The sequence below is a fragment of the Flagellimonas amoyensis genome, assembly GCF_003058265.1.
Taxonomy (GTDB): Bacteria; Bacteroidota; Bacteroidia; order Flavobacteriales; family Flavobacteriaceae; genus Flagellimonas; species Flagellimonas amoyensis.
Genome location: NZ_QBUK01000002.1, coordinates 210,416 through 223,450, shown reverse-complemented (window position 1 = coordinate 223,450; position 13,035 = coordinate 210,416). Strand labels below are relative to the sequence as shown.

At 46.8% G+C, this 13,035-nt stretch carries 9 protein-coding genes; all 9 read right to left on the bottom strand.

Annotated elements, in window-relative coordinates; genetic code table 11:
- Positions 1-31: 31 nt before the first annotated feature.
- The 9 genes from DB398_RS03550 to purL all read right to left on the bottom strand — a co-directional run bounded on the left by DB398_RS03550 (position 32) and on the right by purL (position 12,949).
- A complete protein-coding gene (locus DB398_RS03550; protein WP_108423028.1) occupies positions 32-1,837 on the bottom strand; it encodes an acyl-CoA dehydrogenase family protein in 1,806 nt (601 codons plus the stop codon).
- Positions 1,838-1,878: 41 nt separating this feature from the next.
- Positions 1,879-2,232, bottom strand: a complete 354-nt coding sequence (locus DB398_RS03545; RefSeq protein WP_108423027.1) for a four helix bundle protein — start codon at positions 2,230-2,232, stop codon at positions 1,879-1,881.
- 38 nt (positions 2,233-2,270) lie between these two features.
- Entirely contained in the window at positions 2,271-3,461 is a 1,191-nt protein-coding gene (locus DB398_RS03540; protein ID WP_108423026.1) for an acetyl-CoA C-acyltransferase, read from the bottom strand.
- 44 nt (positions 3,462-3,505) lie between these two features.
- On the bottom strand, positions 3,506-3,871 hold the full coding sequence (locus tag DB398_RS03535) for a four helix bundle protein (RefSeq protein ID WP_108423025.1): 366 nt from the start codon (positions 3,869-3,871) through the stop codon (positions 3,506-3,508).
- 31 nt (positions 3,872-3,902) lie between these two features.
- Positions 3,903-6,308 carry a 3-hydroxyacyl-CoA dehydrogenase/enoyl-CoA hydratase family protein gene (locus DB398_RS03530; protein ID WP_108423024.1) on the bottom strand — a complete coding sequence of 802 codons (2,406 nt, stop codon included), beginning with the start codon at positions 6,306-6,308 and terminating at the stop codon, positions 3,903-3,905.
- Between the two features lie 19 nt (positions 6,309-6,327).
- Positions 6,328-6,774 (bottom strand): MarR family winged helix-turn-helix transcriptional regulator, encoded by a 447-nt coding sequence (locus tag DB398_RS03525; RefSeq protein WP_108423023.1) that lies wholly within the window; start codon positions 6,772-6,774, stop codon positions 6,328-6,330.
- 137 nt (positions 6,775-6,911) lie between these two features.
- Positions 6,912-8,681, bottom strand: coding sequence for an AMP-dependent synthetase/ligase (locus DB398_RS03520; protein ID WP_108423022.1), 1,770 nt, complete (start codon positions 8,679-8,681; stop codon positions 6,912-6,914).
- Between the two features lie 91 nt (positions 8,682-8,772).
- Positions 8,773-9,228 carry a GNAT family N-acetyltransferase gene (locus DB398_RS03515; protein ID WP_108423219.1) on the bottom strand — a complete coding sequence of 152 codons (456 nt, stop codon included), beginning with the start codon at positions 9,226-9,228 and terminating at the stop codon, positions 8,773-8,775.
- Positions 9,218-12,949, bottom strand: a complete 3,732-nt coding sequence (gene purL / locus DB398_RS03510; protein WP_108423021.1) for a phosphoribosylformylglycinamidine synthase — start codon at positions 12,947-12,949, stop codon at positions 9,218-9,220. The genes DB398_RS03515 and purL overlap by 11 nt, the downstream gene beginning before the upstream one ends.
- Positions 12,950-13,035: the final 86 nt, after the last annotated feature.

The following is a 13,035-nucleotide window of genomic DNA, read 5'->3' as shown; positions in this document are numbered from 1 at the left end:
TCGAAATTTGCTTTGTTTTGGCAATCTTCAATTAGTCAAAGGTATACCCATTGTCGGCGGCAACTTTGTCTGCAATTTGTGTGCGCAGCGCCACTACGTTGGGTTGGTTTGTATATTTTGTGAAACGTTTCAGTCCCATCAGCATCATCCGTTGTTCATCTCCCTCGGCAAATGAAACAATGGCTTCTTTACCTTTTTGGTTGATGATGTCCACGGCCCGGTACAAATAAAGCTTGGACATGGCTATCTGTGCGGCTTGTGCCTCTTCGCCAAAACGTTTTGCGTTTTTCTCGGTACGAAGGAGGGTCGATTCGGCCAAATAGACCTGGATAAGGATATCCGAAGCGGACATCAAGAGCATTTGGTGCTCTTCCAGATCGGGACCAAATTTTTGCACGGCACTTCCGGCTACCATCAAGAACACCTTTTTCAAGCGGGCCAATAAATCTTTTTCTTCTGCGAACAGCTCTGAGAAATCGGGGGTGTCGAATGATGGGATACCCATGAGTTCCTCACCAACGGCGGTAGCTGGTCCCAAGAGGTCCACATGGCCTTTCATGGCTTTTTTGACCAACATGCCCACTGCGAGCATTCTATTGATTTCGTTGGTCCCTTCATAGATTCTTGAGATACGGGCGTCCCTCCAAGCGGATTCCATAGGGGTGTCGGCACTGAAGCCCATTCCGCCGAAGACCTGAATGCCCTCATCGGTGGTGTGTTGCACGTGCTCGGAAACGGCGACCTTCAGGATGGAACATTCAATGGCATATTCTTCAACGCCCTTGAGCTCTGCTTCTTGGTGCGAGTTGCCGTCTGCCTCCCGGATGGCAATCCTGTCCTCAATGTTCTTGGCGGCCCGGTAACAGGCAGATTCATCCGCATAGGCATTGGTGGCCATGTCGGCAATTTTTGCCTTGATAGCGCCAAAGTTCATGATCGGAGTCTTGAACTGGATGCGTTCATTGGCATATTTGGCTGCTTCGGTAACAATACGGCGTTGGGCTTCCAAACAAGCTGCTGCCAGTTTGATCCGTCCGACGTTCAGGGCGTTCATGGCTATCTTGAAACCATTTCCCCTTTCGGAAAGCATATTTTCTACCGGTACCTTGGTCTCGTTGAAGAACACTTGGCGGGTAGAGGAGGAGTGGATGCCCAGTTTTTTCTCTTCATCACCTAAGGTGATGCCATTTTCTGGGTCATTCTCCACAATAAAACCGGTAATGTATTTGTCGTCCTCAATCCGGGCAAAGACAATGAACATGTTACAGAACCCAGCATTGGAAATCCACATTTTTTGTCCAGTGATGCTGTAGTGTTTTCCATCTTCCGAAAGCACGGCCTTGGTCTTGCCTGAATTGGCATCGGAACCTGCTCCCGGCTCGGTCAAACAATAGGCGCCGAACCATTCCCCAGAGGCCAGTTTGGGTACATATTTTTGTTTCTGCTCCTCGGTGCCGTACAAGGTGATGGGCATGGTGCCTATCCCGGTGTGGGCCCCAAATGCGGTGCTGAAAGAACCGGTGGCTCCAGAAATGTAATCACAGACCAGCATGGTAGAGACAAATCCCATACCCATGCCACCGTAGGATTCAGGGACGGCAACACTGAGCAGCCCAAGCTCTCCGGCTTTTCGCATGCATTCCTCGGTGTAGGCATAGTCTTTTTTCTCGAAGCGTTCCCAATGCGCCCAAAGTTCGCGGTCCACGAATTCCTTGGTGCTTTCGCGCATCATTTTTTGTTCTTCGTTGAGGTCTTCGAGGGTAAAAATATCCTCGCACTTGGTCTCTTTTACCAAAAATTGACCACCTCTGAGTATGTCTTTGTTTGTTGTTTCCATTTTTGATTATGATTAAAGAAGATAGAAAAGAGATAAAAGACTTATTCCAATCCGTTTTGAAACCCCATGGTCATCTTTTGCCATTCTTTAATTTTATCTTCAAGTGTGTTTAAATTTTCAGGGTCGATATAATTTCGATGTTTAGCAATTAAAAGTTGTGTTCCAAGTTCAAAGGAAGATCCCAATGCAACATCTATGAAGTGCTTAAAAGATTTGTCCGTTCTCGAAGACCCTTCAGCAATATTGCTTGGCATTGAAACTGAGCATCTGCTTATTTGGGAACTTAAGTCGTATCGCTCATGATTGGGGAAATTGATGAGTAAATCTGAAATGTCATGGGCTATTTCCAATCCGAGCAGCCAAATTTTCATTTTTTTATAATTATGTCTTTTCATTGGCCACGTCTTTTTTCTTTACTCTCTTTTCTTGTGTCTTAGGAAAGAAACTCATAAATCCCCGCAGCACCCTGGCCTGTGCCCACACACATGGTCACCATACCGTACTGGCCTTTCATGTTGCGCTTTCGCATTTCATCAAAAAGTTGGACGGAAAGTTTGGCCCCGGTGCACCCAAGGGGATGGCCCAAAGCAATGGCCCCTCCGTTCACGTTCACAATTTCCGGATTGAGGTCCAATTCGCGGATCACGGCGAGGGATTGTGATGCAAAGGCTTCGTTCAGCTCAATGAGTTCAACGTCACTTTGTTTCAACCCTGCCTGCTTCAATGCTTTTGGTATGGCCTTGACCGGGCCTATTCCCATAATCCTGGGTTCCACACCTGCAGCGGCATAGTTGACCAATCGGGCAATGGGTTCCAAATTCAGTTCCTTGACCATGTCTTCGCTCATGACCATGACAAAAGCGGCCCCATCGCTCATTTGGGAGGAATTTCCGGCAGTGACACTTCCATCAGCGGCAAAAACAGGTCTTAACTTGTTCAATGTAGGGATGTTGGTGTCCTTGCGTGGCCCTTCATCTTGGTTGACGGTGTAGGTCTTGGTCTCTTTTTTACCCGCTTCGTTCACAAACGTGTGCTCGACTTCTATGGGGACTATCTGTTCCAGGAACCTGTTTTCTTCTTGGGCCTTCAAGGCTTTCATGTGGGAGTTGTAGGCAAAAACATCTTGGTCTTCCCTAGAAACTTTGAACTGTTTGGCCACTGCTTCAGCAGTGAGCCCCATACCCCAATAATAGTCCTCGTGTCCTTCTTTGGCCGTGGCATAATCAGGGGTGGGCTTGTAGCCTCCCATGGGGATGTAGCTCATGCTCTCTGCGCCCCCGGCAATGATGCAATCGGCCATTCCGGATTGGATCTTGGCCGTGGCGATTCCAATGGTTTCCAAACCTGATGCACAATAACGGTTAACGGTCACGCCAGGTACGTCGTCGATGTCCAAGCCCATCAAGGAGATAAGTCTGGCCATGTTGAGTCCTTGTTCGGCTTCGGGCATAGCGTTGCCCACAATGACATCGTCAATGCGTTTTTTGTCGAGCTGCGGGAGTTCTTTCATCATGTGTTCAATGGTCTCGGCCGCCAGTTCGTCCGGTCTCTTGAACCTGAACAGTCCTTTTGGGGCCTTGCCCACTGCTGTTCTGTATGCTTTTACGATATATGCTGTTTTCATCTTGCTTTTATTTGATTTATGACGATAAGACGTATGACATAAGACTAATGGTCCATTATATTTTCCATGAAACGGGTTATCATCTTTTGTATTGATTGAATTTTATTTTCCAAATGATAGAAAGTGCTTTCTGAAACATACCCAATTTCGAATGCAATAATGAGCTGTGTTTCCCATTCAAATGCAGAACCAAGGGCATTTTCCAAATACTGTAAAAAATGCTTTGTTGAACCTTTACTGGTTCCCTCTGCAATATTTGAAGGAACGGATATGGAGCATCGCTGCATCTGGTTGGATAAACCATAGATCTCTGATTTGGGGAAAATTTTGGTACTCTTATAGGTTTCTTTGACCAACTCAATGCCTTCCTTCCAAATGGTTAACTTTCTAAAGTTATGTTTTGCTGCCATTTCTTATGTCTTACGTCCAAAAGTCTTATGTCTAATTTCTCAGAGGTTTCCCCGTTTTCAACATGTGTTGGATACGCTCCAATGTCTTCCTTTCGGTACACAAAGAGAGAAAAGCTTCACGCTCAAGGTCCAAAAGATATTGCTCCGTGACCAAAGAGGCTTCCGACAGGTCACCGCCGGCCATCACATAGGCCAACTTATTGGCAATCTTCTTGTCGTGTTCAGAGATGTAGTGACCGGCCTCCATGGAATCCGTTCCTACCAAGAACATGCCCAGAGCTTGCTTTCCGAGTACTTTTACATCCTTACGTTTTACGGGCTTGGTGTATCCTGCCTCGGCCATGAGTTTGGCGTGTGCCTTGGCCGTTGCGATTTGGCGGTCCTTGTTCACCACCACAATGTCCTTTCCTTTTTGAAGAATGCCCAAATCATAGGCTTCATAGGCCGATGTGGATACTTTGGCCATTCCTATGGTGAGGAAATATTCCTGAAGTACGTTCAGTTCCACATCGTTCTTTCGGAAAGTATCGGATGCCCGAAGGGCCATTTCTTTGGAACCACCCCCGCCGGGAATCACGCCGACACCAAATTCCACCAAGCCGATATAGGTTTCGGCAGCGGCCACAATTTTGTCCGCATGGAGTGAAAGTTCGCACCCACCTCCTAAGCACATGCCGTGCGGGGCAGAAATGGTGGGGATGGAGGAGTAGCGCATGCGCATCATGGTGTCCTGGAACATTTTGATAGCCATGTTCAGCTCATCATACTCTTGTTCCACGGCCATCATGAATATCATCCCAATATTGGCCCCAACGGAGAAATTCGCTGCTTGGTTGCCCACGACGAGTCCTTGGAAGTCTTTTTCGGCAAGGTCTATGGCTTTGTTCAGGCCAGCGAGTACATCGCCGCCAATGGTATTCATTTTGGATTGGAATTCACAGTTTAAGATGCCATCGCCCAAATCTTCTATTACCACGCCACTGTTTTTGAACACTTCGTTGGACTTTCTGATGTTGTCCAAAATGATAAAAGCATCTTGGCCTGGCACTTTTTCCATGGACTTTTTGGAGATGTCATAGAAGTAAGTGGCGCCATCTTTTACGGTATAGAATGAATTGATGCCGGCCGCCTTCATTTCAGCGACCCAAGGGTCAGCTTCCTGACCTTCTGCTTTGATGAATTCCAGGCCTTTGTCCAATCCCACGGCATCCCAAATCTGGAAGGGTCCGTGTTCCCAGCCAAAGCCGGCTTTCATGGCATCGTCAATCTTATAAAGTTCATCCGAAATTTCCGGAATTCTGTGTGTCACATAAGCGAAAAGAGAACCAAAACTCTTTCTGTAAAACTCACCAGTCTTGTCCTTTCCATCCACCAATACGGGAAAACGCTCAATGACCTTGTCGATGGTCTTGGTGAGTTCCAAAGTGGCAAACTTTGCACTTTTTTTGGTGCGATAGTCCATGGTGTCCAAGTCCAAAGTGAGGATGTCACTCTTGCCATCATCACCAGTAACTTTTTTATAGAAACCTTGCCCTGACTTACTGCCCAACCATTTATTGTCTACCATGGTCTTGATGAAATCGGGCAACTGGAACAGTTCATGGCGTTCATCGTCCTTGCAGTTTTCGCTGATTCCGTTGGCCACGTGAACCAAGGTGTCCAGACCTACCACATCCACGGTGCGGAAGGTGGCAGATTTGGGTCTACCGATAACGGGCCCCGTGAGTTTGTCCACTTCTTCAACGGTCATGCCGAGATCTTTTACCGCATGGAAAAGACTTTGGATGCTGAAGATACCCACCCGGTTTCCAATAAAAGCAGGGGTGTCCTTGGCCACTACGGAGGTCTTGCCCAAGAACTGCTCCCCATATCCGTTGAGGAAGTCCAGAACTTCTTGGGAGGTATGTGGACCGGGAATGATCTCGAACAATTTCAAGTATCTGGCCGGGTTGAAAAAGTGGGTTCCGCAAAAATGTTCTTGAAAATCCTCACTTCTTCCCTCGCTCATGAATTTAATGGGAATACCCGAAGTATTGGAGGTGATGAGGGTGCCTTTTTTTCTGTGTTTGTCCAAGTTTTCAAAAACTTGTTTTTTGATGTCCAAACGCTCCACGACCACTTCAATGATCCAATCCACTTGGGCCACTTTGGAAATGTCATCTTCCAAGTTTCCTGTAGTGATCCGTTCCGCAAATTTGGGATGATAGATGGGGGAGGGCTTTGATTTGAGTGCCGCGGCCAACGAATCGTTCACCAAGCGGTTCCGGACGACCTTGTCCTGAAGCGTCAGCCCTTTGGCTTTTTCCCTGTCGTTGAGTTCGCGTGGAACAATGTCCAACAGTAATACCTCGACACCGATATTGGCAAAATGGCAGGCAATGCCACTTCCCATGATACCGGAGCCTATTACGGCAACTTTGTTTATATGCCTTTTCATGTGCAGGTTTGTATTTTAATTATTTCGTTGTTTTGATATAGACTTTTTTGTCGGAAATAAGTTTGTTTATGACATCCATTGTCTTGAAGAACCCGACTAGGTCCCCGTCCGAGACATGCTTTTTGACCACGTCATTGAAACGGAGTACCACATCTTTGGATTCTTTCCGTTTTTCGAGCCCCAAAGGGGTAAGGTGGATGAGAACCCCCCTTCCGTCGTTGGGGTTGGGTTTTCGTTGGATATAACCTTTTTCCTCAATATTTTTTAAGATCCTGGACAAACTTGTGGCCTCCATTCCCATTTTTGGGCCTAGGGCCGTACTTGGGGTGCCACCTTTTGGGTCTATGCTCAACAAGGTGAACCCTATGGCCATGGTGACTCCATAGTTCTTGGCCTCTTCATTATACATCTTGATAACGGCTTGCCATGTCGCCCTAAGGGCATAATCAATGGTCAAATCTTTCATGGAACAGGTTTGGTGTTTTCAAATATAATAAAATTTATTATGCATGCATAATAAATAAGGATTAATTGATCGACCCAAAAAACAAGACCCACAATATTATGTGGGCCGTGTTTTGTTGTGATTATGTAAGTTGGACATCAATGCCCATATATCTCATTATAAAGATCCAAATACTTCTCCTTGACGATCTTTCGTTTCAATTTCATGGTAGGGGTGAGGTGTCCTTCGTCCACACTCCAGACGTCTGGGGTCAACCGGAACTGTTTTACCTTCTCCCATTTGGCAAATTCCTCATTGGCCAGGTCCACTTCTTCTTGGAAACGGGCGATGACCTTATCGTCTTTGACCAGGTCTTTGTTGTTTTCCAAAGCAACACCATGCCTTTTGGCCCATTCTTTCACAAAATCAAAATTGGGTTGGATGAGCGCTGCGGGCATTTTTTCCCCTTCGCCCACCACCATGATCTGTTCAATGAACCGGGATTGCTTGAAGCGGTTTTCCAATAATTGGGGGGCCACGTATTTACCTCCCGAAGTCTTGAATATCTCTTTTTTGCGGTCGGTGATCCTCAAAAAGCCATCGGCATCCACTTCGCCTATGTCACCGGTATGGAAGTAATCGCCCGTCATCACTTCGGCCGTTTTTTCTGGGTCCTTGTAATAGCCCATCATGATATTGGGCCCTTTGCAAAGGATCTCGCCATCTTCGGCAATCTTTACTTCAACATCATCAATGATCCTGCCCACCGTGCCAATTTTCCATCCTTTGTTGCGCTGATCGTTCACCGCAATGACAGGGGAGGTTTCCGTAAGGCCGTAGCCTTCCATCACGGGCATGCCTGCCGCTGCGAAGATCCTTGCCAATCTGGGCTGAAGGGCGGCACTTCCCGATACCATCACGGACAGGTTGCCACCAAGGCCTTCCTGCCACTTGCTGAAGACCAACTTTCGGGCGATGCCCAATTGTTTTTCGTACCACCAGCCATTTTTTCCGTAGGGTTCAAACTTGAGCCCAAGTTCCACGGACCAGAAGAACAGTTTCTTTTTGATGCCCGACAGATTGGTGCCTTTTGCAATGATGGCCTCATAGACTTTTTCCAGAAGACGGGGAACCACGGTCATTACATTGGGTTTCACTTCCTTCACGTTGTCACTGATCTTGTCCAGCCCTTCCGCAAAGTGAACTTCAATGCCACAATATTGATAGAGGTAAAGAATCATCCGTTCAAAAATGTGGCAAATGGGCAAAAAGCTGAGGGCGCTACCGCCAGATTCGAACGGGACCCGTTTTTCGCTGGAGATAACGTTGGATACAATATTATCGTGGGAAAGCATCACGCCCTTGGGTCTTCCTGTCGTTCCAGAGGTATAGATCAGGGTGGCAAGGTCGCCAGGTTGTACACTGTCCTTTATTTTTTCCACTTCTTCCTGATTGGAAGCATCGGCCCCCAATTCCAAGAGTTCTTTCCAGTTCTTGCAATTGCCCAACTCGTCAAAGGAATAGACTTCCTTCAAATTTTTAAGATTGGAACTTATCATCAAAACCTTTTCCAATACCTCGTCACAGGAAACAAAACAATATTTTGCTTCGGAATGGTTCAGAATGTATTCGTAGTCCTCTTCTGAAATGGTGGGGTAAATGGGCACGTTTTGGGCACCTATCTGAAGTATGCCGATGTCCACGATGTTCCATTCCGTTCGGTTGGTCATGGAAATCACGGCAATCTTATCGTTTGGTTTCACGCCTAGGCGCAAGAGGCCCCTGCTTATGGCATTGGCCTTGTCCACGTATTCTTGGGTAGAGGTTGCCACCCATTTGCCATTGTATTTGGTGACCAATGACTTTTCCAGGGGCAGATTTTCCAATTGATGATAGGGAAAATCAAATAAGCGGGTAACTTTTTGCATAGTAAGTTTCTGTAAAGTAATTGCAAAGTAGGGAAAGGAAACCGTATTTTAAAACGACTTTTTTAAAAACAGGCATAAAAATTTGCCAATTTTACCATAAATGCAATTTCATCCCTTCGTGGGAATCCTTGAAGCCCAAGGATTTGTAAAACTCCAATGCATCGGGTCTTTTTTTGTCCGTGGTCAACTGCACCACATGGGCTCCTTTTTCTTTGGAGCGTTCCAAGGCCCAGAGGAACAATTGTTTTCCAATGCCTTTGCCACGATGGTGTTCATGAACCCTCACCGCTTCGATTTGTGCCCGGATTCCACCTTGATAGGTAAGGTATTGGATAAAGCTCAACTGAAGTGTCCCGATAACGCCACTATCCCCATTTTCAATGACCACCAATTCTTGATTGGGGTCGTTGCCAATGTTTTCAAAAGCCTTGTAATAACTGTCGGGCAGAGGATTTCTGAAATCTTCCCGAAGCTTGCCCAACTCATCGTTGGCCAACATTTGGATTATGTGGGGGACATCACTGGGTGTCGCTCTTCTAATGTTCATTTTTTTTGGCATCCAACCACTCTTTGGCATTCACAAAGGCCTGCAACCATGGCGAAACCATATCTTGCCTATCCTTTGGATAGTGGGCCCAGTTCCAAGGGAAAGTGGAGCGCTCAATATGCGGCATGGTTACCAAATGTCTACCTGTTTTATCACAAAGCATGGCCGTGTTATAATCACTTCCGTTCGGATTGGCAGGATAGCTCTCATACCCGTATTTGGCTACAATGTGGTATTGCTCTTCATTGTGCGGCAAACTGAATTTTCCTTCACCATGACTGATCCAAACGCCCAAAGTGGTTCCGGCCATATTGGAAAGCATTACTGAATTGTTCTCCTGGATCTTTACCGAAGTAAAATTGCTCTCGTGTTTGTGCGACTCGTTGTGCGTCATTCTGCCATGCGTCTCATGTTCCGGGTTGATAAGGTCCAACTCCATGAACAACTGGCAACCGTTGCAAATACCGACCGAAAGCGTGTCAGGTCTTGAAAAGAAATCCTTCAAGGCCTTATTGGCTTTTTCATTGTATTTGAAGGCACCGGCCCAACCTTTGGCGCTTCCAAGCACGTCCGAGTTGGAAAAGCCGCCCACGGCACCAATAAATTGGATATCTTCCAAAGTTTCCCTACCGGTGATGAGGTCGGTCATGTGTACGTCCTTCACATCAAATCCGGCCAAATACATAGCGTTGGCCATTTCGCGTTCGGAGTTGCTTCCTTTTTCGCGAAGAATGGCTGCTTTCGGGCGATGGCTGAGCTGTGGTTCCTGAGCGGAGTCGAAGGAAGTCGAAGCCATTGGGAGTTTTCCTGTAAACTCTGAAGGAAAAATATATTTGAGTGGTTGTTCCTTGTAATTGTCAAAGCGCTCCTTAGCCAAACCATTGGCAGTCTGCCTGTTGTCCAATAAATAGGAGGTTTTGAACCAAGTATCCCGAAGTGATTCGATATTTAGGCCGATTTCCACACCATTGTTCTTGATGTGTAGGATGTTACCACCTGAAACGCTTCCAATTTTGTTGAATTCAATTTCAGCTGAAACCAAAACTTTTTCAATGGAACTGTCCTTGGATTGAAGCACAACCCCAATATTTTCAGAGAACAACAATTTGATGATGTCCGACTCGCCAATGGTGGTCAAATCCAATTCGGCACTAAGGTCGTTGTCGGCAAAACACATTTCCAAAAGAGTGGTGATTAATCCTCCTGAACCAATATCGTGTCCGGCCAAAATCTGTCCGTCCTTGATCAATTGTTGAAGCGTGTTGAAAACCGTTTTCACATAAGCGGCATCCAAAACGGATGGGGCTTCGTCCCCGATGCCGTTCAAGATTTGGGCAAAGGACGATCCGCCCAATTTATGGGCATCTTTGGAAAAATTGATGTAATAAATGTCCCCACCATTCTTTTGCAAAACAGGTTCCACAATTTTGGTAATGTCATCGCAATGAGCTGCTGCAGAAATGATCACGGTTCCAGGGGAAAGTACTTCCCCGTCCTTATATTTTTGTTTCATGGAAAGGGAATCCTTCCCGGTAGGCACGTTGATACCCAGTTCGATTACAAAATCCGAAAGCGATTTTACGGCTTCGTACAAACGAGCATCCTCTCCTTTGTTGCGGCAGGGCCACATCCAGTTCGCGGAAAGGGAAACCGATTTCAAACCATCCTGTAAAGGGGCCCAAACCATGTTGGTCAAGGATTCCGCTACACTGTTTCTACTTCCGGCAACCGGGTCGATCAAGGCCGAGACAGGGGAGTGCCCAATGCTGGTCGCAATCCCTTCTTTGCCTTTAAAATCAAGTGCCATCACCCCAACATTGTTCAACGGCAATTGCAGTGGTCCAGCACATTGTTGTTTGGCCACTCTACCACCTACGCATCGGTCTACCTTGTTGGTCAACCAATCCTTACTGGCCACCGCTTCCAATTGAAGGACTTGCTCCAAATAATCGTGGAAATATTCCAACGCATAGGATAGGGCAGGGTAGTTTTGTTGGGCTTTGGTATCGGCCATGATGGTCTTGGGAGAACTTCCGAACATGTCCGAAAGCTCCAAGTTCATCGGGGTTTCACCTGTGGTACCAGAGGTAAAAGTGAATTTGTGGTCCCCAGTAACAGTTCCTACTTGATATATGGGCGAACGCTCTCGGGCCGCCACACGATCAAGTAATTCGATATCCTTTTCACCGATCACCAATCCCATTCGCTCTTGGGATTCGTTACCGATCAATTCTTTTTTGGAAAGGGTAGGATCTCCAATGGGGAGTTTGTCCGTGTCGATTTTCCCTCCGGTTTCTTCCACCAATTCCGATAAGCAATTCAAGTGTCCACCTGCACCATGATCGTGTATGGACACGATGGGGTTATCATGACTTTCCACCAAACCGCGGATGGCATTGGACGCCCTTTTTTGCATTTCTGGGTTGGAACGTTGTACGGCGTTCAACTCGATGGCCGAACTAAATTCGCCCGTATCGGCACTGGATACGGCCGCTCCGCCCATCCCGATGCGATAATTGTCACCACCTAGAACGACTATTCTGTCTCCAGTTTTTGGGGTGTCCTTCAACGCCTGTTCAGTTTTGCCATACCCGATTCCGCCAGCCATCATGATGACCTTATCGAAGCCTAATTTCCGAGGTGTCATATCGAGCGCAGTCGAGATATCTTTTGATTCCTCATGCTCAAAAGTCAAAACGGAACCTGCGATCAACGGTTGTCCAAATTTATTTCCAAAGTCGGAAGCACCGTTGGACGCCTTGATCAAAATATCCATAGGAGTTTGATACAGCCAATCCCTTTCTGCCATTCCTTTTTCCCAAGGTCGGTTTGCTTCCAAACGGGAATAGGAGGTCATGTACACAGCGGTTCCGGCCAAGGGCAGGGAGCCTTTTCCTCCGGCCAAACGGTCGCGGATTTCCCCTCCAGAACCTGTCGCAGCACCGTTGAAGGGTTCAACAGTGGTAGGGAAGTTGTGGGTTTCCGCTTTTAGTGAAAGCACGGAATTGAATTCCTTTTCCTCGTAAAAATCAGGCTTATCGGCACTTTTCGGTGCAAATTGGATGGCTTTTGGACCTTTGATGAAAGCCACATTATCCTTGTAGGCCGAAACAATATCGTTAGGGTGGGCTTCCGAAGTCTTTTTGATCAATTTGAAAAGGGAAGAAGGCATTTCTTCGCCATCGATGACAAAAGTCCCGTTGAAAATTTTATGTCGGCAGTGTTCCGAGTTCACTTGACTGAAACCGAACACCTCGGAATCTGTCAATTTGCGACCTAGTTTTTTGGACAATCCTACCAGATAGTCCACTTCCTCCTCACTCAATGCCAACCCTTCCTTTTGGTTGTAGGCGGCAATGTCCTCAATTTCCAAAATGGCCTCGGGAACGATGTTGATGGCGAAAATATCCTGTCCCAAGCTCTTGTATTTTTGGGAAAGCATGGGGTCGAAATCTGTAAAGTCTTCGGATACAGCATGATACTCCTCAATTCGGATGATGCCCGAAATGCCCATATTTTGTGTGATCTCAGTGGCATTGGTACTCCATGGGGTCACCATGGCGGCGCGTGGACCAACAAAAAAGGCGTCGAGTGACGCCGCTTCTATCTTGGGTTGGTTGCCGAACAACCATGTCAGTTTACTGTTGTCTTCCTGAGCAATTTTCTGTGCGGTCTGGACGGCAAAAACCTTGGTAGCCTTGTCCCCAAAAAAATGGATCATACGAGTGATGCGTTGAGCGGTTTAAGAAAGTGCAAATTTACGATTTTGGAGTGGAATATCTGCTTTCTTATGCCAGAGTTTTGAAC